Below are 20,424 nucleotides of genomic sequence, written 5' to 3'. Positions count from 1 at the left end.
CGTCCCCCCGGATTCCGCCCGGAGGTAGTGTCGTGGTGTGACCGCCGCCCTCACCGTCCCCCGTGTCCGTGCGGTGCGCGTCCTGGAACCGGCCGGAAGAGACAGCAGCTGTGAACAGCGGTGAACTCGCGTCGCTCGCCGGGGTGACCGTCCGCGCCCTCCGGCACTACCACCACATCGGCCTCCTCGACGAACCTCCCCGGGAGGCCAACGGCTACCGGCGCTACGACGTCCACCACCTGGTCCGGGTGCTCCGGATCAGGCGGCTCGCCGCCCTCGGGATCGCCCTGGAGCGGATGCCCGGACTGCTCCGTGACGGCGGTGACGCCGGCGCGGTCCTCTCCGAGCTCGACGACGAGCTCGCCGCCGAGATGGACCGCATCGCCGGACGGCGCCGGATGATCGCCGAACTCCGGGCGGAGCAGGCCGCCCCCGACCTCTCCCCCGCGCTCGCGCGGTTCATCAGAGCCTCGGGGACGGCGGACAGGTTCCCCGCCATCCGGAGGATCGAGCACGAGCAGTCGATCCTCCTCGCCCACGTCATCGGCGAAGCGGGCCTGGCGGGCGTCACCCGGGTCTACGAGGAGAGCAGCACACCGGAGCTGCGCCGCTCCGTCTCGTCGCTCACCGAGCGCTTCGACCGGCTCCTCCCCGACAGCGGCCACGAGGAGACCGACGCCCTCGCCGAGGAGGTCGTCGCGGCGATGACCCCCCTCGTCCGCCGGCTCGCGGCGACGGAGCCCCCGCTCGACCTCGGCACCGCGACCTTCCTGTTCGAGGACCACTGGCACGACCTCCTGAACGAGGCGCAGCGCCGCGTCCTCGCGGACGTCCGCGACAGGTTCGCCGACCCCGACGCGGGCTGAGCCGGCGGCTCCGTCCGGTACACCGCCTCCCCGGGCCGCCCCGACACCCCGCGGCGGGAGGGCCCGGGTCAGCCCGGGAAGGGGGCTGCGGGGTCGCGGGCGCTCCCCGTCCGGAAGGCGACCCCGGCCACCCGGTCCGGTCCGAGGCTGACCGTGCGCCGGGTTCCGTCGGGGAAGCCGACCACGGTGGTGCGGGGTTCCACCGAGCGCAGTGCGGCGTGTGCCTCGCCGTCCTCCCAGGCGAGGGAGTCGACGATGATTCCGCCGCGCGCCCGCAACCCGTCGACCCGCCCGGAGCGCCACTCACCGGGCAGGGCGGGCAGCAGGTCCAGACGGCCTTCGCCGGACCGGGCGAGCATCGCCGCGACGACCGCCGGGAAGCCGCCGCCGATGTCCACGTTGAACAGGGACCCCCGGTTGTGGGTGGGCACCAGTGTGGGCCGCCAGTAGCGGGTGGCGAGCAGCCCGAGGGCCTCGTGCGCCTCCTCGGCCAGCCCGAGGCCGGCCGCGGCCAGTCCCAACTGGGCCAGGCCGAAGGCCATCTCGTCGGACTCCTGGCCGCGCCACCACCCGAGCCGGGCGCGGACCGCGCGGACCGCCGCCGTGCGCAGACGGGGTGAGGAGAACGCGGGATCGGCCTCGTACCAGAGGGGGTAGAGGTGGGAGGCGTGGCGGTGGGCGTGGTTCTCGGTCTGCTCGACGGGGCCGGCCGGTCCGGCCCACTCGGCGAGTTCGCCGCCCCTGGCGACCCGGTAGCCGGGGAGGCGGGCCCCGAGTTCCACCCAGCGGCGGGCTCCGGGAACGCCGAGGGCGTGGTGGGACCGGACGAGGTTGCGGACCAGGTCGCGGACGGCGGCGACGTCCATGGTGGCGTTGGCGGCGGCCTGCCCGTCACCGTCGCCGGGGGTGTTCTCCGGGGAGTAGGAGGGGACGAAGCCGTCGGCGGTGAGGAAGTCCTCGTAGAACTCCCCTGCGGCGACGAGGAAGGGCAGGGCCCGGTCGCGCAGGAAGGCGCGGTCGCGGGTGTGGGAGTAGTGGTCCCAGTAGAGGCGGGACATCCACGCGGCGCCCGCGGTCCAGCAGGTGAGGCACCACTCGGGGCCGAAGTGGTTGTGCCGTCCGGAGGTGGAGGCGTGCGCGGGCAGCAGCACGCCCCGGCAGCCGTGGAGGCGGCGGGCGTTCTCCGCGAGGTCGCCCGCCATGCCGTCGAGGAGGTCGAACAGGCCGGTCATCAGTTCCGGTGTGCCGGTGGTGTGGAGGGCGGCGACGGCGGAGGGGAGGTTGCCGTCGAAGGTGTACCCCGATCGCCAGGGCGGGTCGTAGGTGCCGCTCCACACCCCTTGGAGGGTGGGCGGGAGGTCGCCGCAGCTGGAGATGACGGCGTACCGGCCGGCGTCGACCAGCCGGGTGACCAGGTCGGGGGTGGGCCCGGCCGACAGCAGGTACTCGCCGAGCGGGGCGGGGTCGTTGCTCCCCGGGGCACCCGGGGCGGTGGAGGCGGCCGGGGAAACGGGTCCCCCGAGCCGGAGCCGGAACCTGGCCATCAGCTCGCCGTGCACGTCCCGGTGGCGGGCGAGCATCCCGTCGAAGTCCACGACCGGGGCGGGAGCGGCGGAGGCGGGGCCCGCGGTGCGGGCGGGGGGTTCGGAGACGGAGGCAGCACGGGACGCGGACACGTGGACGCGTGCGAGGAGGCGGAGCCGGGTGAGGCCCCGCAGCTCCAGTCCGTCCGCCGCGACGCGGACGCTTCCGCCCTCGGCGCTGACGTGGCAGGTCACCGTGTACCCCGGCAGGGTTCCGGGCGGGCGTTCGGGGAAGGTGACGCGCAGCGCCATGAGCCCCGGCGCGGTCTCGGCCTCCACCGACAGGGGGACCGGCGGGCTCTCCTCCAGGAGGGTGAGACGCAGCAGCCCGTCCAGGCCACCACCGCCCTCACCGGTACTGCCGCCGACGCCGCGCCCGTCCCCGTCCGCGGTGATCTCGACGGCCACGGCGTCGTCGGGACGGGAGGCGAGGACGCGGTGCGCCACACCGCCCGGCAGGTCCTCGGTGACCACGCCCGTGTCCAGGTCGCACCGGCGTTCCACCGTGCCCCGGCGGGGGCGGAGCGGGGCGAACGACAGTACGGCCGCTCCCACCAGCGGGTCGATCCACCGGGTCTGCGCGTACCCGGGGTGGTCCTCGGCCGCCGTCCCGGCGATGAGCTCGGCGGCGGCGCGCGAGTGCCCCCGGAGCAGGAGCCGCCGGACCTCGGGCAGGACGCGGGAGGTCTCCGGGGCGGGCAGGGCCTCCGTGACCGGCAGGAACAGCCTCTCGTGGCCGAGGGTGACGCGGATGCGGTCGGCGGTCGAGTGCACGAGCGCGCCCAGGCGCCCGCTGCCGGTGACCAGCGCGTCCTCCCAGTCCGTGACCGGGTGGCGGGTGCGGACGTGGCGGGCTGCGAACATGCGGGCTCCTCGCGTGGGGGTGTCGCCGGGGTGCGGTCTCGCCATACTTTGTTGGCTCACGCACCGAATCGGCCCGCGCCAACCCTAGAAGGAGTCCTCCATGCCCTCCTCGCCGCCGTCTCCCCCGGGCCGCACCGCGTCCGCCGCGAAGCCACCGGCGGCGCCCCCCTCCACACCTCCGGTGACACCTGCGACGCCGCCGTCCGCCACGTCGCCCGCCGCCTCCCGCGCCCCCTCGCCCGCGTCCGTCCCACCATCGCCCTCGCTGTGGTTCGGCGGTGACTACAACCCGGAGCAGTGGCCGGAGAAGGTCCAGGAGGAGGACGTCGACCTGATGCTGCGTGCCGGGGTCAACCTGGTGACGGTGGGCGTGTTCTCCTGGGGCCTCCTCGAACCCCGCGAGGGCGAGTACCGGTTCGAGTGGCTGGACAGGACCATGGACCGGCTCGGTGCGGCCGGGATCGGCGTCGCACTGGCCACCCCGACCGCGTCGCCTCCGCCGTGGTTCACCCTCGCGTACCCCGACGCGATGCCGGTGACCGCGGACGGCACCCGGCTCACGCACGGCAGCCGCGACACCTACGACGTGTGCGCCCCGGCCTACCGGGAGGCCTCGGCCCGGATCGCCCGCGCCCTGGCGGAGAGGTACGCGCACCACCCGGCGCTGCGGATGTGGCACGTCCACAACGAGTACGGATCGTGGTCGCACTCGGACCACACCGCGCGGGCGTTCCGCGACTGGCTGCGCAGGCACCACGACGACCTGGGACGGCTCAACGAGGCGTGGACGACGTCGTTCTGGAGCCAGCACTACTCGGAGTGGGAACAGATCCTGCCCCCGCGCGCCACCCAGTACCTGCCGAACCCGGCGCACGTGCTGGACTTCCGCCGGTTCCTGTCCGACGAGATGCTCGACCACTTCCTGGACCAGCGCGACGTGCTGCACGAGGTGCGCCCGGACGTACCGGTGACCACGAACCTGGCGTTCGGCGACTGGGTGCCGGTGGATCCGTGGCGGTGGGCGGAGCACCTGGACCTGGTGGCCGTGGACGACTACCCGAACCTGACGGGGCCCGGCGGCGCGGAACAGACCGCGTTCGCGGCCGACCTGGCACGTTCGTGGGCGGACCGGGTGCCGGGCAAGGGGCGGCCGTGGCTGCTGATGGAGCAGGCGGCGGGCGTGACGTACACGGGTGAACTCACCCGTCCGAAGAATCCCGGGGAGACCGTGCGGCACAGTCTGGCGCACGTGGCGCGGGGGTCGCAGGGGGCGATGTTCTTCCAGTGGCGGGCGTCCAGGGGCGGCGCGGAGCAGTGGCACTCGGGGATGGTGCCGCACGCCGGTCCCGACTCGCGGATCTTCCGTGAGATGTGCGAGCTGGGGAGCCTGCTACCCCGTGTGGCGGAGGTTCGCGACGCGGAGGTGGTCGCGGACGCCGCCGTCACCTGGGACCCGGAGTGCTGGTGGGCGCTGGGGAGTCCGTCGCTGCCCGCCCGGAGCGTGGACTACCTGGAGTCGGTGCGGCAGGTGCACCGGGTGCTGTGGCGGTCGGGTCGCACGGTGGACTTCGTGCGCCCGGACCGGGACCTGCCACGGGTTCCGCTGCTGGTGGTGCCCGCCCTGTACCTGCTGTCGGACGCGGCGGCCGAGCGGTTGGCCCGGTACACCGAGGACGGCGGAACCCTGGTGGTGACCTACCTGAGCGGGCTCGCCGACCGGACCGGGACGGTGCGGACCGGCGGGTACCCGGGGGCGCTGCGGGACCTGCTGGGGGTGCGGGTGGAGGAGATGTACCCGCTGTTCCCCGGGGAGTCGGTCGGCATGGACCTGGGGATGGTCCGGGAGGAGGTGACGACGTGGAGCGAGCACGTCCACCTGGCCGGGGCCGAGGCCGTGTCGCGCTACGCGGGCGGCGCGCTGGACGGGTTTCCGGCGGTGACGCGGCGGCGGTACGGGGCGGGTGAGGCCTGGTACGTGTCGGCTCGGCTGTCGGACCGGGGGCTGGGCCGGGTGATCTCGGAGGCCGCGGGGTCGGGGCCGTTCCCGGAGGAGGGGCTGGACGTGGTGCGCCGGGTGGGCTCGGACGGTGCGTGGCTGTTCGTGACCAACCACGACGACCGGGCCCGCCACATCGATCCGGCCCGGTGGGGGTTGGGGCCGGACGCCGTGGACCTGCTGTCGGGTGCGTCGGCCAAGGGGTTGACCCTGCCGGGAGGCGGGGTCGCGGTCCTGCGCGGGCACCCGGTCACCGGTTGACCCGACCGCGGCGGGCCCGGTGCGGTGCGCCCCCGCCCGGGCGGGGGCGTCGCGCCGTCCCCGGGACGGCACGACGCCGAGGCCCCGGGCGGGGCCGGCGCCCCTCCCCCACCTGTCCCGACACCTGCCCGACACACCGTTGACAATTAGTTGTCGGTCTAGACAAACTAATCGGAGGCCCCTAACCCCAGGAGACACGACATGAGCGACTACCAGCCCGTGCCCGCGGACAGGTTCACCTTCGGCCTGTGGACGGTGGGCTGGCGCGGGGTCAACACCTTCGGCGACGCCGTGCGCCCGCCCCTCGACGGGGCCGAGGCGGTACGCGCCCTCGCCGGACTCGGCGCCCACGGGATCACGTTCCACGACGACGACCTCATCCCCCCGGGGAGCTCGGGCTCCGACCGGGAGGCGATCCTCAAGCGCTTCCGTGCGGCCCTGGACGAGACCGGGCTGGCCGTGCCCATGGTGACCACGAACCTGTTCACGCACCCGGTGTTCCGGGACGGCGGGTTCACCTCCAACAGCCGTGACGTGCGCCGGTACGCCATCCGCAAGGTCATCCGCAACATCGACCTGGCGGTGTCGCTCGGTGCGCGGACCTACGTGTGCTGGGGCGGCCAGGACGGCGCCGAGTCGGAGGCGGGCAAGAACGACCACGCCGCCCTGGACCGGCTGCGCGAGGCGTTCGACATCCTGTGCGGATACGTCATCGAGCAGGGCTACGACCTGCGGTTCGCCATCGAGCCCAAGCCCAACGAGCCGCGCGGCGACGTGCTGCTGCCAACGGTCGGGCACGCGCTGGCGTTCATCAACGAACTGGCGCACCCGGAGATGGTGGGGGTGAACCCGGAGGTCGGGCACGAGCAGATGGCCGGGCTGAACTTCGCGCACGGCGTGGCCCAGGCCCTGTGGGCGGGGAAGCTGTTCCACATCGACCTCAACGGCCAGCGCGGCGTGAAGTACGACCAGGACCTGAGGTTCGGCGCGGGGGACGTGAAGGAGGCGTTCTTCCTCGTGGACCTGTTGGAGAGTGCCGGATACCAGGGGCCTTTGCACTTCGACTTCAAGCCGCCCCGGACCGAGGACATGAGCGGGGTGTGGGAGTCGGCCTCGGCGTGCATGCGCAACTACCTCATCCTCAAGGAGAAGGCGGCGGCGTTCCGCGCCGACCCGGAGGTCCTGGCCGCGCTGGAGGCATCGCGCGTACCCGAGCTGTCCCTGCCCACGCTGGGCGAGGGGGAGAGCCTGGCGGACGTCCTGGCGGAGGAGATCGACCTCGCCGACGTGGGCGAGCGCGGCTACCACTTCGAGCGCCTGGACCAGCTCGCCCTGGAACACCTCCTCGGTGTCCGCTGATCCGTGTTCCTCCCGGCCCGGACCCCTCCACGCCGAACACGCGACCCAGGCGTGGGGCGTCCGGTGCCGGTCGGGACGTGGGAGCGGGACCCGTAGCGGCTTGGCCGTGGGCGAGTACGGGACGCGAGTGTCCTCTGACGCTCCGCGAGGGGACTTTGGTCACCGGCGCAGGCGGTGACCTGCGGGTATCCTGGTCAGGCAGAACACGACCGCCCCCTGCCAACAGCCCTGGCAGGGGGCGGAACTGTGCGCGGGGGCTACTGGCCGCGGAGCGCGAGACGCAGGGCGTCCCACTCGCGAACGGGCACCGACAGGTGGCCGAGTTCGCGGTTCTGCGTGTCACGCAGGTGCACGCGGGACGCGGCCGTGTCGGCCCGCGCCTCCACGCAGTTGCCACCGGTGCCGTTGCTGTAGCTGGACTTCTTCCAACTCTCACCCATCACGTGGACCCGTACCTCCACACGGTTCCCACTGCTGTGACCGGACTTCTTCCAACTCTCGCCCATCATGCGTTCTCGCCTCGAATCTGTTCCATCAGAGACCGTGACGCGGGAACCGGCAGGGCGGCGCTCCTCAGTTCCGCGAAGGTCCGGTCATAACTGGCCACGATCTCCGGTTGCTTGAGGGACATCCCCGTTTCGTGACCCTCGACGTAGGCGAAAGCGCCACGGTCAGGGGCGGAACTAAGCATAAACGCGCCGCCCAGACCGGCGTGGCCTTCCGTGCGCATCGGAACAACCTGGATGGTCACCCGGGGCCGGTGCGACTCCGCGATGAGGTGGCCGATCTGGGTGGGCATCACGTCGGGGTCCGAGAAGCGCCGGAGCAGCACGGTCTCGTCCAGGAGGACCGTCACCCTGGGAGGATGGGGTCTCCTGAGGATCTTCTGCCGCTTCAGTCGCGCCGAGACGATCTGCTCGATGGCGTCCGGGGAGGCGTGCGGCGAGCCGATCCGGCTGACAGCACGGGCGTACTCCGCCACCTGGAACAGGCCCGGTACCAGCCCCAAGGCGTATTCACGGATCTCCACCGCCGTCTGTTCGGCCTCCGCCACGTCACGGAAGTAGGTGTTCATCCCAGACGGCGAGAAGGCCGTATCCCACGAATTCAGAAGGACGTCGTGTGCGATAAGCGCCCTGTCGATGCGTACCACTTGCTCACGGCGCGTCCCTTTCATGCCGCGCTCCAACTCGCTCACCGTGCTCTGCGCGATCACGGCCGCCTGCGCCAGCTCCTGCTGCGTCATACCTGCCTGCAGGCGGTACTTCCGCACCAGAAGACCAAACCGCTCGCGTGCGGAATCCACTTCTCCACACCTCATCGCTCATATCGCTGGATTATCGGTTGTCATCGCACGGCATACGAAAAGCACCGTCTTTCCTAATGAATGTAGACCAGCAAATGGTGTGAGTGGAAGAGTTCCCTCCGGGAGGGGTCCTGGCCCGCTGCGACACGGCGGAACGGGGCTGCTCCCCGGCCTCCTGACCACAGGTCGAAAGGACGCGCCCGGACCCTGGAGGGACCCGGGGCCGCGTGGGGCCGCCTCGTCCGTCGAGGGACCGGGAGGGGCGGCCACCCGACACGAGGGCGGTCCGGCGGTCGGAGCCGCAGGCGCCCGCCGGGGCGAGGAAGCCACCCGGATGACAGAGACCACGAGGTGAGACGAATGCAGCCCACCGCCGCGCCCCCATCCGTTCCGGGGCCGGACCCGGAACCCGAACCCGTCCCGTACCCGCACCGCCTCCGCTTCGAAGAACGCCACCGGAGCGGCATCGTCCTCGGCCACGAGCGGGACCACACCGTCCTCCGCGCGTGGGTACGCGGAACCGTCCTCGGCCCTGCGGCGGACTGCGTCACGCGGGTCGCGGACGCCCTCGTGTCCAACGCCCACCGCCACACGCTCAGCGGGGAACCGGGCGGGAACGTGCACGTCGTGATCGACCAGAACCCGTTCCTGCTGGCCCTGCGGGTGACGGACAACGGCCCCAGGCCCGGTGCGCGCATCCCCTACCCGCGCCTGGGCGAGCCCGGACGGGGCCCGCTCTCCGGCCTGCGCCTGGTGGAGGAGCTGACCGTGTACTGGGACTGGGAGTGGGAGTGGAGGGGCACCACGATGGGACCACTCACGATCCGCGCGGTGATCGAGACCCCCTGAGACCGGTGCGGCGGTGACGCGCCCCCGGACACGGAGGGGGTTCCGCCGTCGCACCGCACCACGGACCGGGGTCGGGGGCTTCCCAGCCCGCCCGGGTGCACCGCGCACCCGGCCTCCTGGCCGCCGGATCCGTCCTGTCAGCCCCTGACGTCCCGGCCGCCCCAGTGGCTCCTCTCTCCACTCGCCGGCCGGCCCGCCCCCGCTGCCCCGGCCCACCTGACGGACCGCCTCGAAGAACTACTGGCCCCGGTGCGGAGCGCGATGCCCACCGCATCGAACTCCTCGTCACGACCCTGCGTCCCGACGACCGAACGGAAGCGCGGACCGCCCGGATCCAGGGCTGGAGGTTTGGGATGCCCCGTTCCTGGAAAGAGCAGCACCCTTCCGTTTCCCCCCTTCCTCCCCCTGAACAAAGGCCGCCAAGGCAGACATCAGGGATTGTCCAGACAGGATCGGAAGGACAGAATCGTCTTTTTCGGACGACCTGATCTGCGCAAACAAGGTCCGCCGAAATTTTTTTCGCCCCCTTCACGAAAAGACTCTCCCCCGCCCAGAATTCTGCTCTACTCTGGCACCGATCACACACCTCCATCCATACGGCGACCCCGCGACGGTTGATTGCCGTCCGGGGCCGTGGCCAGCAACATCCGACCTTTAACCAAAGGAACTGCCAGCATGCGCCAGTTTAGCGCCAAGGTCCTGGACCGCGTCTTCGGACCGCTCCTGAACCTGTTCTCCCCTCCGGGCGGACGCCACTCCTCCGCAGCGGGATGGCGCCGTTCGGCCCGGGTACGCCGCTACGTCCCGGAACCCGCCACCGCGCCGATCAGCGCGGCTCCCGAGCGGACCTCGCCGCCCCGGGTTCCGGAGCCGGCACCGGTGCCCCCCTCGCCCGCACCCGCGCTTGTCCGCGTCCCGACGCCCCGCGCGGCTCCCGTCCCCGACCGGCTGCCCGTCGACGAACTCGCCCTGGTCAGGACCTACTACGCCGCGCACGAGCGCGAACTCGACCGTATCCAGGCCGAGGCCACCGCCCGCATGTACGGCTGGGCCCACCGCGACGTGCCGCCCTCCGGCGACCTCCTCGCCCCCGATCCCGTTCCGAGCACCACCCCCGCGCACGTCGGAGCACCCGTCCTGCACGTGGCGCCCCCGCAGGTCACAGCACCCGCCCGCAAGGCCCCCGACGACTGGCGCACCCTCACCCGCCTCGTCCGCGTGTGGCTCGAACAGCAGGAACGCCGCCGCAAGCAGACCTGGGCCCGGGTCCGGGTCCGGACGTGGGAACAGCGTGCGGCGGTGGCCGCGTAGTCGTCCTGCTCCGGTCCGGGAACGGAAGCGGGCGGGGAGGAAGGTGCAGGGGCGTGGCGCAGGCGACCGTGTGCTCCCGGGCCCGTCAGGGCCGGGTGGTGGCGCTCTCCCTCGCGGTCAGCCTCGGCGCCAACAGGGTGACCCCCGAGTGAGCGGGCCCGTCGATCTTGTCCATGAGCAGGCCGACGGCGCGGGCCCCGACCTCCTCCGCGGGGAGGTCCACCGAGGTGAGCGGGGGCACGCCGGGCGGGACGGGGCCGATCGCGACCACGGACAGGGCCGGTACGGCGAGCCCGTGCTCAGCGAACACGTCGAGCAGCGGTCCCACGCAGGGTTCGTTGTGCACGATGAGACCGGTGAGGCCGGGGCGTTCCCTGACCAGGGTGCCCGCGACCTCGCGAACGGTGTCGGGTGAGCAGGGGTGCGAGGTGGCGCGGACACCGCGCGCGACAGCCGCCTCCTCGAACCCGGCGACGGTGCGCTCGGCGAACCCCGTGCGCCGCTCGTACACCGACGGGGGCTGGCCGACGAACGCCACCTCGGTGTGCCCCAGATCCGCGAGGTGGTGCACGCACGCCGCACCGGCCGTCGCGAAGTCCAGGTCCACACAGGTCAGGCCCTCGGTGTCCTCCGGGACCCCGATCAGGACCGACGGCAGGTCGAGGGAGCGCAGGACGGGCACGCGCGCGTCGTCGGCCTCCACGTCCATGACGATCACGCCGTCCACCATCGCGCTACCGGCGACCCTGCGCAGCCCGTCGGGCCCCTCCCCCTGGGTGAGGAGGAGGACGTCGTGGTCGAAGGCGCGGGCAGCGGTGACCACCGAGACGGCGAAGCGCATCGCGACGGGGACGTGGACGTCCTCACGCAGGGGGATGACCAGGGCGATCACGTTGCTGCGGCGGCTGGCGAGCGAGCGGGCGCCCGCGTGGGGCTGGTATCCGAGCGCCTCGATGCTCTCCCGGACCCGGCGCGTGGTGGCCTCGGAGATCGAGCGCTTGCCGCTGAGGACGTAGGAGACCGTGCTGGGAGACACTCCGGCGTGCCTGGCCACATCGGAGATCCGCAAGTGCCGTCCCGTCCATTGTCGAACCGATTCGAAAAGATGTTACGCACCGCACCTGCCTGGCGCAACGCCCTCACATGATGGCACGGTGCCACCGGCCCCGGCAGGGGCGGTACGGGTGCGGGAGGGCCGCGCGGACCACCTCCGGCTCCCCGTGGCCGGAATCAGCCAGAACCGGGCCCAGGGGCGAATGCCTCGTTAGGGTCGTGGTCCCACCCCTCGGAGGCTCCCGTGGTCGGTATGTCCCCCCTCCCCATCGTCGTCTCCACTCTGTCCGTCCTCCTGTTCGTGGTCGTCGGCCTCGTGGTCCTGGTCCTCGCCTTCGCCGCGCCGCCCGGACGCAGAGGGCTGGTTGCCGCGGCCGGTTCGCTCATCGCCGTCGGTGCCCTCCTGGGCGGCCTCGTCAGGGTCGCCGGCCACTACGCCTTCGCCGGCTTCGGGCACGGGGGCCCACCGCCGTTCGTGTACACCCTGGTCGGCCTCGTGGTCGGCCTCGTGTTCGCGACGGGGCTGGCCCTCCTGGTGGTCGCGGCGACCAGGCGGGCCCCGGACACCGAAGGCTCTCCCGGGGTACCCCCTCCCCCCGGTTCCGGCCCCCGACCACACCAGGCATCCTGAGGAGACCGCCGTGCACTTCCTGAGCATCCTCCTCACCGTGGTGGTCGTCGCGGGGCCGGTCGCGGCGGTCGGAGTCATCGCCCTCGTGCGTGCCCGCAGGTCCCCGCGCTCCCCTGGCACGGTGCGGACCGCCGCCGTCCTGTTCCTCGTGGCGGCGCTCCTCCAGGCGACCGGTACCGCCCTCCCCTTGGCACTTGTCACCATGGGTGTGCCGCCCGATCAGTACCTTGTGGTCAACAGCGTCGTGCCGATGGTCCTCACGGTCCTGGACACGCTGCTGATCTGCGCAGCAGTCGTCCTCCTGCTCGCCGCCCTGGCACAGGTGAGGCCGCCGGGGTCGCCCCGGAGCGCCGGTTTTCCGGGAGCAGCGGCACCGAGGCGTCTCCCGTATCCGGGTCATCAGGGGTATTCGAACCCTGCGGGTCACACGACGCCGCCCGGGGACGGTTCACAGCCGGTGTACGGCGACCACGACACTGGTCCCGGCAACAGCGGTCATGGCAGCGGCGGCTCCGGCGGAGGCGACAGCGGCTCCGGTTGGGGTGGCTGGGGCGGTGGTGACGGTGGAGGAGGCGGTGATGGCGGGGGCGGCGCCTGACACGGTCCGCCGACCCCGCAACCGGAGACGGCCGGTCAGGGTGAATCCGACCCGGCACGCCGCTCGTGGCGCGAGCGGGCCAGGTGGTGGGCCGTGCCCAGCAGCTCACGGACCGCCGCCTCCGTTCGCGGTCCCGGGTTGACCACGGCCAGCCAGCCCAGTGTTCCGTAGACGGGGTGCGCGACCAGGGCGTCGCTCTCGCTCGGGTCCGCCCCGTCCGTGGCCGCCTCGCGCGGCTGTCGACCCGTCCAACCGGTGAACGCGTCCCTGCCGACGGAGAGGTTCAGGCGGAAGGTGTCGGGGCGGTCCAGGCGTGACGACGCGTCCTCCGGATAGTCCTTCGTCACGATCGTCGCGAACGGCTGGGTCGTCTGCGGGACCCTGCCGTCAGGGGCGTAGTAGAAGAACGTGTCACCCCAGCTGATCTCGGGTGAGCCGTCCCCGGGGCCGGGTCGGAGGGTCAGAACCCCGTCGAGGTCGCCGACGAACCCCATGATCTCTTCGATGGTCATGCCTTCTAGTATTTCCTTCATGTGCTTGTGGAGGCTTTGGGCCGAAAACCCCGGGACAGACCGGTGAGAAGTCGCAAGTCACCTGTTCTGCGGACCATAGATGTGGCGCGCCGCACCGGGTACTCCGTCCAGCAGGTGCGCAACCTCGAACGGGACGGCGTGCTGCCTCCGGTGCCGCGCACCGGAACGGGCTACCGGGCCTACGACGCGTCGCATCTGGGTTCCGCTCTGGCCTACCGGGCTCTCGCGAGCGGCACGGGACCGGTCGAGGCCAAGAGGATCATGCGGGCGGTACACACACGCTCCGGCGCGGACCCGCTCGCGCTGCTCGACGCGGCCCACGCGCGGCTCCACACCGAGCGGCGGGAACTCGCGCTGGCCAGGAAGGCCGCCGGGTTGATCTCCGGCGAACTGATCGGCGATGTGCGCCCCTCGGATGCCATGGGCATCTCCGAACTCGCCGGCGCGCTCGGGGTGCGGCCCTCGACACTGCGGCACTGGGAGGACGAGGGCCTCGTGACGCCCCCTCGGTCCTCTCCGCGGGGCCCGCGACGGTACCTCCCCGACGATGTCCGGGACGCGAGGATCGTCCACCAGTTGCGCCTGTCCGGCTACCGGGTCGCCACACTCCGGGCCCTGATGCCCGAGCTGCGGCGCACCCGCCGGTGGGAGGAGGTGACGAGCGCGCTGGCCGCGCGGGACGTGAGCATCGATGCCCGGTCGAGAGCTCTCCTCGACAGCGCCGTCGCCCTGAGCACGCTGCTTGCACCGACGGGGACCTTGGCTGCCGGAACCCCGGTGCCCGGGGCCCCGGAGGACACACCCGCGTGAGCCGGACCTCGCGTGTCACCGGCCTCGGAGTGCGTATGGGCGAAACCCCGGGCGAGCTCCTCCCGGGTTGCCGGAGCGGCGACGTCGTTCGGGCCCAGCCGTGCTCGGCCGCGATGCGTACGGCCCCGCGCCGGTGAGAGATGGCCGCCGCCGCTCGCGACCCTCAGCCCTCAGTCCTCAGTCCTCAGTCCTCAGTCCTCAGTCCTCAGTCCTCAGTCCTCAGTCCTCAAGCCGGATCGTGCCCGCGCCCCCGTCGATCGTGATGGTCTGGCCGTCGCGGATCAGCTCGGTGGCGCCGGGCACGCAGATCACGCAGGGGATCCCGTACTCACGGGCGACGGTCGGCCCGTGCGCCACCGTCGAACCGGTCTCCACGACCACCCCTCCGGCGGTCATGAACAGCGGTGTCCACCCCGGGTCGGTGGTCTGCGCGACCAGGATCTCCCCGGGTCCCAGTGAGGCCCCGTCCGGGTCGTGGACCACCCTCGCCACACCCGTCGCGGTCCCCGCGGACGCGGCCACCCCGACCAGCCCACCGGACCCGGCCTCGCCGGCGGGTGGTACGGGCAGGGTCGTCTCCACGTCCGTCCCGTCCGACAGCAGCACCTGGGGCACCCTGCGGCGTCGGCGCTCCCTCGCGTGGACCGCCCGGCGCTCGGCGACCAGCGGACGCTGATCCGCGCCGTCCACCGCGGCCCGGGCCTCACCCAGGTCGAGGAACATGATGTCGTCGGCGGCGTCCAACCGCCCCTCGGCCGCCAGCGCCTCCCCGACCAGGAGGAGCTGGCGGCGCATCTCGGCGATCGCGAACAGCCACGCGAACTTGGGGTACTCGCGCAGGCCGGACAGGGCGCGCGCCCGACCGAAGAAGAACGACGCCAACCGCGCCCGCACCGGTCTGGACTCCGTCGCCCGCCGTACCAGCTCGTCCCGCATGCGTTCGGCCTCCGCCGCCGCGCGGGCGAAGCGGCGGTCGGGCGCCTGGTCGGGGTCGTCCACCCGCAGGTAGTTGGCGATGGCGCCGAAGAGCGGCGCGGGGTCCTCCGCCCAGCGCGGCACGCCGACGTCGATCTCGGCCGCGCCCCGGTGCCCGTAGCGTTCGAGGAAGCCTCCGAGACCGAACTCGGGTAGCTCCCCGGCGCGGTACAGCTCGGCCAGTCGGCCCGGCGGCGTCTCCTGGAGCAGGTCGCGGTGCGGCCGGGCCTCCTCCGCGAGGTGCCACAGCGCCAGGTCCATCTCCGTGGTGACGTTGTGCGGCATGCCCCCGAGGACCGTGGCGACCTCCCCCGGGCTCGCCACGCCCCGAAGCAGGAGTGCGGGGGCCCTGGCGGAGAGGATGCCGACGTACAGGGCTCCCAGCATGGGGGTCATGCTGCCCGTCATCACCGGGGTCTGGACCTCCTCGGCGTACGCCAGCCGCTCCCCGGCCGTCTCGATGCCCCGGGAGGACTCGGCGATCTGCCGCCGGATCTCCGGACCGGCCCGGAAGGCCCGACGTCGGGCGTCGTCGGGGAAGGCCAGCGCTGTCACCGTCTCCGCCACGAAGTCGCGGGTGAGGGGCAGGACCCCGGCCACGACCTTGGCCACGGCGCGCGGGTCGACGCGGCCGCCCCGCCGGGGTGCGAAGCGGGGGTCTGCGAGAAGCGCGCGGATCGACGCGGCCGCCCGGGGCCCGTAGAGGCTCATCGCCCCCGGCAGGGAGCCGCGGAGCACGCGGTTGCGCAGGAGGGGTGTGAGGTCGAGGTAGAACCGCCCGCCCACGTCGACCATCATCCGGTCCCACGCGCCGCCCCTCTCCCCTCCCACGTCGCGGAACCACGCGGAGGCGGCGGCCCGTAGCCCGGCGAACCCCATGGGGGTGAACGGCCGCAGCATGCCCTGCATGTGCCCGGCCTCGAAGTAGGCGCGGGGGCCGGGGGACGGGGGCGGGAGCGGGAACAGGGTGGTGATCGGGCGGGACTGGAGGATCCAGAGGGCACCGTCGTGGTCGATGGCCCACTCGACGTCCTGCGGGGCGCCGAAGTGTGACTGGAGCCGGGCTCCCGCCGCGAGGAGCGCGCCCACCTCCTCGGAGGAGAGGCAGCCGTCGTCGGGCCCGTCGGTGCTCCCGCCGGGGTGGACCACGTAGTGGTCGGGGCGGGCGGTGCCGTCGACGACCGCGGTGCCGAGCCCCCGCACGGCGTCCACGACGGTCTCCCCACGGGTCCCGGTGACGGGGTTGGCGGTGAACAGCACCCCGGCCGCACGGGGGTGGACCATGCGCTGGACGACGACGGCCATGGACACGGAGGCGTCGTCGATGTCCCGGTCCCGCCGGTAGGCGACGGCGCGGTCCGTCCACAGGGAGTCCCAGCACCGCCTGACGGCGGCGACCAGGTCGTCGATCCCTTCGACGTCGAGGTAGGTCTCCTGCTGGCCGGCGAAGGAGGCGTCGGGCAGGTCCTCGGCGGTGGAGCTCGACCGCACGGCGACGGGTCCGCCGCCGAGTGCCGTGTACGCGGCGGCCACCTCGTCCTCGGGGACCGTCCCGGAGCGGTGCGCCCCGGTGGTCACGCAAAAGCCCGGGGGAACTCGCTCCCCGGCCCTGATCGCCTCGCCGAGCCCGGCGGCCTTGCCACCGACCAGCGCGGCCGAGTCCGTGTCGATCCGATCGAGTGGAATCACCAGCACGGCGGTCACCTCCGTCTTCCCGTCCTCCTCCATACTTCCCCGCCGGGGCGGGGCCCACCGGGTTGTCCACAGGGGAGATTCGGGTTGCCGCGCTGCCGGAAGGACTGCCGGACCGCCCTGACGGAAGGCAGGAGGCAGAGGGCGGGGACGGGGGGAGGGCGGGGGCGGGGAAGGCTCCGTCGGCACGGCGACGGACGGGAGGCCGGCCGGGGCGCGGACAGGACGTGTCCCCGGGGCCAGGACGCGGAGGACCCGCAGGTCCGGCCGGGGGGCCGGGGCCGACCGCTCCGTGCGGAACGGGCGGCCCCGGTCTCACAGCACGTCCTCCAGCTCTTGGAGGAGGCGGCGCCTGGAGCGGGCCCCGACCATCGACTTCACCCGTACGCCGTCCCGGAAGACGAGCATCGTGGGCGTCCCCATCACCTGGTAGGCACGCGTGGTCCCGGGGTTGGCGCCGACGTCCAGCTGGACGACCCTCATCCGTCCGTCCGTCTCGGCGGCGACCGCGTCCAGCACGGGCACCATCTGCTTGCAAGGCGGGCAGTGGTCGGAGGTGAACTCCACCAGGACCGGCCGATCCGCCCCCAGCACCTCCTCGTCGAAGGTCGCATCCGTGACCTCGTCCGGTCCGGCCGTACCGTTCATGGGTACCCCCTCATCTGGCACAGCGGCTCGGGAGCGGCGGGCGGGTCCGCCTCGGCCCGGGCCAACTGCGCGCTCACCTGGGCGCGTACCGCTCCCAGCCGTCCGATCAGCGCGTCGAGCTCGACCAGTTTGTCCCGGTAGACGTCGAGCGAGGCGGGGCAGGAGTCCCCCGTGGGGTTTCCCTCCCGCAGGCACTCCACGAACGGCCGGGTCTCCTCCAGTCCGAAACCGAAGTCCTGGAGCGTTCGGATCTGCTCCACCAGCCGCAGGTCGTCGTCGTTGTAGACGCGGTATCCGTTGACCGCGCGGCGGGTGGGGAGCAGCCCGCGGGACTCGTAGTACCGCAGGGTCCTCGTGCTGACCCCGGCCCGCTCCGCCAGCTCTCCGATGCGCATGGACGCCACGCTAGACCTTGACGTCCGCGTCAAGGCAAGGGAGTGCCGGCCCTCCTGCGGTCGGCGCCGGTCCGGGACCGGGCCGGACGGGTGTAGACCAGGGAGTAGCGCCAGAACAGCAGCCTGCGCAGCCGTGCGCCGGGCAGATGTGCGCGGACGGCCTCGGCGATCTCGTCCAGGCCCATGTCGGGCTCGCGCACGGGCATGTCCGCCGTGGGGCCGGACCTGTGCAGATCGGGGGTTTTGGTGAGGGCGCGCGCCACGCGCAGTCCCGCCCCGATCGTCCACTGCGGGCCGAGGGCGGCCAGGGCCACGGCCGCGTCGGCCCAGCCGCGCTCCCTGTAGTGGCCGAGGACGGCCAGGGTCCCGCCGGGTGCGAGGGCGGACGCCATCCGTTCGAGGGACGGCCCGAACGGCATGTGGTGGATGCTGGAGACCGCGCTGACGAACCCGTACCCCTCCGGATCCAGCTCGGCCTCCTCCAGGGAGGCCACCCTGTAGTCGACCGGCAGCCGGGGCGGAGTCAGGGCCCGCGCCGTCTCGATCATCCGGTTCTCCGGATCGATGGCGTCGACGATGAAGCCCCGGGTCGCGAGGAGGCGGGCGAACCTGCCGCCACCGCACCCGACGTCGAGAGCACGGGGGCGCGGGGGGCGCGCGTCCGCCGGTCCCCCGCGTGGCGGCCCCGCAAGGGCCCGGCGGTCGACGGCCGGACCGTACGGGAGCGCCTGGCGCAGCAGGTGGCCGTGGTAGTGGCTGTTGTGGTCCCACGACACGTCGAGGAGGCTGCCGGGGAGGGATCGGCTCATGCGACCGGAGGCTACCCGGCCTGCCGCTTGGCCTCCAGCGCCTCCATGGCCGCGACGGCGGTGGCCACGGTCTGGTGGACCGGGACCTGGCGGTGCAGGCCGACCAGGCGGACGACCTTGGTGACGCGTTCGTTGAGGGCGGCCAGCGCCAGCGATCCGCCGAGTTCACGGACGGTTCGGTAGGCGTTGATGATGACGTTCAGACCGCTCGAATCCATGAAGTCCAGACCGGACAGGTCCAGGATCAGCCAGGGACCGTGGTCCTTGACGGCGGACTGGACGTGTTCCTGGAGGTCGGCGGCGGTCGCGATGTCGAGTTCCCCCTCGATCGCGACGATGACGCTGCGGCTCTCTACCCGCGTGCTCAGCCCAAGCCTGTGCACGTTCACTCCTCCCGGCCCCACATTGAGATGGTGAGGGGTCCCTCGCTTAACCATACGCAGACAGGCGGGCCGCGCCCACCTGGCCCGGACCACTCCCACGGAACCGGACCACCGAAGGGATGACGCCTACGCGTCCGCGAGTCCGGTAAGTCGTTGGACACACACGGTATAAGCGAACCGCCCGTTCGGGAATGGCATAGGGCAAGAAATTTTCGCCTCGTGGGCACGAACCTCCCCCTGAACTGCCGTTATGACCCGTTTACTCTGGGTCATTTCACGACATGGAACCCGCTGTGAACCCCTCGCAACAGGGCTCGGCGCTCCGGCCCCGGGTTCAGTCACGGTGGGTTCACCCCTCCTCGGGAGGGTCACCCTGTGTGAAGGACTCCAGCAGGGTCCGTGCTGCGAGGGTCGCCGTCGTCTCCCCCGAGCGCACCCCCTCCTCCATCCGCGGGATGAGGGAACTCACTCCCGGATCGCGCAGGAACGAGTCCATCAGCATGTCCCGGACCTGGTCCCACATCCAGCTGACGCCCTGGCTCCGGCGGCGCTCGGCGAAGGCGCCGTCGGCCTCCATCACCCCGCGGTGCCGCAGGACCGCGCCCCACACCTCGTCCAACCCGTCGCCGGTGAGCCCGCTGCACGTGAGCACCGGCGGACGCCACTCCGGGTGCACCGGCTGGAGCAGCCGCAGCGCCCGCGACAGCTCGCGGGCCGCCTTGCGCGCGTCGTCGGCGTGGGGACCGTCGGCCTTGTTGACCGCGACCACGTCGACCAGTTCGAGCACGCCCTTCTTGATGCCCTGGAGCTGGTCCCCCGTGCGGGCCAGGGTGAGGAACAGGAAGCAGTCCACCATGGCGGCCACGGTCACCTCGGACTGGCCGACGCCCACCGTCTCGACCAGCACCACGTCGAACCCGGCCGCCTCCATCAGCAGCATGGTCTCCCGGGTGGCCCGCGCGACTCCGCCCAGGGTCCCGGCGGTGGGCGAGGGCCGGATGAAGGCGGCCGGGTCGACCGCCAGGCGGGCCATCCGGGTCTTGTCGCCCAGGATGCTCCCGCCGGTCCGCGTGGACGAGGGGTCCACGGCCAGGACGGCGACACGGTGCCCGGCCCCGGTCAGCCGGGTGCCCAGCGTGTCGACGAACGTGGACTTGCCGACGCCCGGCACCCCCGTGATCCCCACGCGGTGGGCCTTCCCCGTGTGCGGGAGCAGGCGGACGAGGAGTTCCTGGGCGGCCTCGGCGTGGTCCGGCCGACGGGACTCCACCAGCGTGATCGCCCGTGCCAGCGTCGGGCGGTGCCCGGACAGGACCCCCTCGGAGAGGGCGCCCACGTCGACCGGACGCCTCCCGCCGGCCCGCGTCCTCGGTACGGAACCCTCGTCGCCCACGCCTGCTCCCCTTCTGCTGCCTCGGCCCGTGTCGCCGTGCGGCCCGGCCGTTTCACCGGTCGGCCCGGGCCGCGTCCGCTACGTGTCCCCGGCGCGCCCCCACCGGTCC

The 20,424-nt window shown here is 72.7% G+C and carries 19 protein-coding genes; 8 read left to right on the top strand and 11 right to left on the bottom strand.

Translation table 11 applies throughout. The features are described from left to right. Positions 1 to 110 precede the first annotated feature (110 nt). On the top strand, positions 111 to 866 hold the full coding sequence (locus tag ACFWTE_RS12750; protein WP_378779500.1) for a MerR family transcriptional regulator: 756 nt from the start codon (positions 111 to 113) through the stop codon (positions 864 to 866). 68 nt (positions 867 to 934) lie between these two features. Here the strand turns inward: ACFWTE_RS12750 and ACFWTE_RS12745 are convergent, their stop codons facing one another. Then, the gene (locus ACFWTE_RS12745; protein ID WP_378779499.1) at positions 935 to 3,313 is read right to left on the bottom strand and encodes a glycoside hydrolase N-terminal domain-containing protein; all 2,379 of its coding nucleotides are present in this window, start codon (positions 3,311 to 3,313) and stop codon (positions 935 to 937) included. 265 nt (positions 3,314 to 3,578) lie between these two features. Between ACFWTE_RS12745 and ACFWTE_RS12740 the strand changes: the two genes are divergently transcribed. After that, positions 3,579 to 5,570: a beta-galactosidase gene (locus ACFWTE_RS12740; protein WP_378779510.1), complete on the top strand. Its 1,992-nt coding sequence runs from the start codon at positions 3,579 to 3,581 to the stop codon at positions 5,568 to 5,570. Positions 5,571 to 5,771: 201 nt separating this feature from the next. Continuing rightward, positions 5,772 to 6,929 carry a xylose isomerase gene (gene xylA, locus ACFWTE_RS12735; protein WP_378779498.1) on the top strand — a complete coding sequence of 386 codons (1,158 nt, stop codon included), beginning with the start codon at positions 5,772 to 5,774 and terminating at the stop codon, positions 6,927 to 6,929. Between the two features lie 257 nt (positions 6,930 to 7,186). On the opposite strand, the gene ACFWTE_RS12730 is transcribed toward xylA, so the two are convergent. Together ACFWTE_RS12730 and ACFWTE_RS12725 are read right to left on the bottom strand one after the other, a co-directional pair. Continuing rightward, positions 7,187 to 7,372, bottom strand: coding sequence for a DUF397 domain-containing protein (locus tag ACFWTE_RS12730; RefSeq protein WP_378779509.1), 186 nt, complete (start codon positions 7,370 to 7,372; stop codon positions 7,187 to 7,189). Positions 7,373 to 7,434: 62 nt separating this feature from the next. Beyond that, complete coding sequence (locus ACFWTE_RS12725; protein ID WP_378779497.1) at positions 7,435 to 8,235, bottom strand: helix-turn-helix domain-containing protein; 801 nt, start codon at positions 8,233 to 8,235, stop codon at positions 7,435 to 7,437. A gap of 360 nt (positions 8,236 to 8,595) precedes the next feature. Here ACFWTE_RS12725 and ACFWTE_RS12720 point away from each other — a divergent pair, with 360 nt between their 5' ends. Continuing rightward, positions 8,596 to 9,084, top strand: a complete 489-nt coding sequence (locus ACFWTE_RS12720; protein ID WP_378779496.1) for an ATP-binding protein — start codon at positions 8,596 to 8,598, stop codon at positions 9,082 to 9,084. A gap of 675 nt (positions 9,085 to 9,759) precedes the next feature. Then, positions 9,760 to 10,395, top strand: a complete 636-nt coding sequence (locus tag ACFWTE_RS12715; RefSeq protein ID WP_378779495.1) for a hypothetical protein — start codon at positions 9,760 to 9,762, stop codon at positions 10,393 to 10,395. 85 nt (positions 10,396 to 10,480) lie between these two features. Here the strand turns inward: ACFWTE_RS12715 and ACFWTE_RS12710 are convergent, their stop codons facing one another. After that, the gene (locus ACFWTE_RS12710; RefSeq protein ID WP_378779494.1) at positions 10,481 to 11,464 is read right to left on the bottom strand and encodes a LacI family DNA-binding transcriptional regulator; all 984 of its coding nucleotides are present in this window, start codon (positions 11,462 to 11,464) and stop codon (positions 10,481 to 10,483) included. 237 nt (positions 11,465 to 11,701) lie between these two features. On the opposite strand from ACFWTE_RS12710, the gene ACFWTE_RS12705 reads away from it, so the two are divergent. Together ACFWTE_RS12705 and ACFWTE_RS12700 are read left to right on the top strand one after the other, a co-directional pair. Then, positions 11,702 to 12,079, top strand: coding sequence for a hypothetical protein (locus tag ACFWTE_RS12705; protein ID WP_378779493.1), 378 nt, complete (start codon positions 11,702 to 11,704; stop codon positions 12,077 to 12,079). Between the two features lie 10 nt (positions 12,080 to 12,089). Continuing rightward, a complete protein-coding gene (locus ACFWTE_RS12700) occupies positions 12,090 to 12,677 on the top strand; it encodes a hypothetical protein (RefSeq protein WP_378779492.1) in 588 nt (195 codons plus the stop codon). 35 nt (positions 12,678 to 12,712) lie between these two features. Here the strand turns inward: ACFWTE_RS12700 and ACFWTE_RS12695 are convergent, their stop codons facing one another. Continuing rightward, positions 12,713 to 13,189: a DUF6194 family protein gene (locus ACFWTE_RS12695; RefSeq protein WP_378779491.1), complete on the bottom strand. Its 477-nt coding sequence runs from the start codon at positions 13,187 to 13,189 to the stop codon at positions 12,713 to 12,715. A gap of 63 nt (positions 13,190 to 13,252) precedes the next feature. Between ACFWTE_RS12695 and ACFWTE_RS12690 the strand changes: the two genes are divergently transcribed. Continuing rightward, on the top strand, positions 13,253 to 14,020 hold the full coding sequence (locus ACFWTE_RS12690) for a MerR family transcriptional regulator (protein ID WP_378779490.1): 768 nt from the start codon (positions 13,253 to 13,255) through the stop codon (positions 14,018 to 14,020). Between the two features lie 219 nt (positions 14,021 to 14,239). On the opposite strand, the gene ACFWTE_RS12685 is transcribed toward ACFWTE_RS12690, so the two are convergent. From ACFWTE_RS12685 to meaB, 6 genes are all read right to left on the bottom strand, one after another. After that, positions 14,240 to 16,690 (bottom strand): PEP/pyruvate-binding domain-containing protein, encoded by a 2,451-nt coding sequence (locus ACFWTE_RS12685; RefSeq protein ID WP_378779488.1) that lies wholly within the window; start codon positions 16,688 to 16,690, stop codon positions 14,240 to 14,242. A gap of 312 nt (positions 16,691 to 17,002) precedes the next feature. Then, positions 17,003 to 17,335: a thioredoxin family protein gene (locus ACFWTE_RS12680; RefSeq protein WP_378779487.1), complete on the bottom strand. Its 333-nt coding sequence runs from the start codon at positions 17,333 to 17,335 to the stop codon at positions 17,003 to 17,005. Continuing rightward, complete coding sequence (locus tag ACFWTE_RS12675) at positions 17,332 to 17,730, bottom strand: MerR family transcriptional regulator (protein ID WP_378779485.1); 399 nt, start codon at positions 17,728 to 17,730, stop codon at positions 17,332 to 17,334. Before ACFWTE_RS12675 ends, ACFWTE_RS12680 begins: the two co-directional genes overlap by 4 nt. Before the next feature lie 29 nt (positions 17,731 to 17,759). Further along, positions 17,760 to 18,539 (bottom strand): class I SAM-dependent methyltransferase, encoded by a 780-nt coding sequence (locus ACFWTE_RS12670; protein ID WP_378779484.1) that lies wholly within the window; start codon positions 18,537 to 18,539, stop codon positions 17,760 to 17,762. A gap of 11 nt (positions 18,540 to 18,550) precedes the next feature. Then, entirely contained in the window at positions 18,551 to 18,922 is a 372-nt protein-coding gene (locus ACFWTE_RS12665) for an STAS domain-containing protein (RefSeq protein ID WP_378779483.1), read from the bottom strand. A gap of 349 nt (positions 18,923 to 19,271) precedes the next feature. After that, positions 19,272 to 20,315, bottom strand: a complete 1,044-nt coding sequence (gene meaB / locus ACFWTE_RS12660; protein WP_378779482.1) for a methylmalonyl Co-A mutase-associated GTPase MeaB — start codon at positions 20,313 to 20,315, stop codon at positions 19,272 to 19,274. Positions 20,316 to 20,424: the final 109 nt, after the last annotated feature.

Source organism: Nocardiopsis sp. NPDC058631 (assembly GCF_042716955.1).
Classification (GTDB): domain Bacteria; phylum Actinomycetota; class Actinomycetes; order Streptosporangiales; family Streptosporangiaceae; genus Nocardiopsis.
This window is presented reverse-complemented; position numbering and strand designations above follow the sequence as displayed.

Coding starts and splice junctions, on each gene's coding strand:
- ACFWTE_RS12715 (WP_378779495.1), top strand. CDS start 9,760: ATGCGCCAGTTTAGCGCCAAGGTCCTGGACCGCGTCTTCGGACCGCTC.
- ACFWTE_RS12695 (WP_378779491.1), bottom strand. CDS start 13,189: ATGACCATCGAAGAGATCATGGGGTTCGTCGGCGACCTCGACGGGGTT.
- ACFWTE_RS12675 (WP_378779485.1), bottom strand. CDS start 17,730: ATGCGCATCGGAGAGCTGGCGGAGCGGGCCGGGGTCAGCACGAGGACC.
- ACFWTE_RS12680 (WP_378779487.1), bottom strand. CDS start 17,335: ATGAACGGTACGGCCGGACCGGACGAGGTCACGGATGCGACCTTCGAC.
- ACFWTE_RS12670 (WP_378779484.1), bottom strand. CDS start 18,539: ATGAGCCGATCCCTCCCCGGCAGCCTCCTCGACGTGTCGTGGGACCAC.
- xylA (WP_378779498.1), top strand. CDS start 5,772: ATGAGCGACTACCAGCCCGTGCCCGCGGACAGGTTCACCTTCGGCCTG.
- ACFWTE_RS12720 (WP_378779496.1), top strand. CDS start 8,596: ATGCAGCCCACCGCCGCGCCCCCATCCGTTCCGGGGCCGGACCCGGAA.
- ACFWTE_RS12705 (WP_378779493.1), top strand. CDS start 11,702: ATGTCCCCCCTCCCCATCGTCGTCTCCACTCTGTCCGTCCTCCTGTTC.
- ACFWTE_RS12745 (WP_378779499.1), bottom strand. CDS start 3,313: ATGTTCGCAGCCCGCCACGTCCGCACCCGCCACCCGGTCACGGACTGG.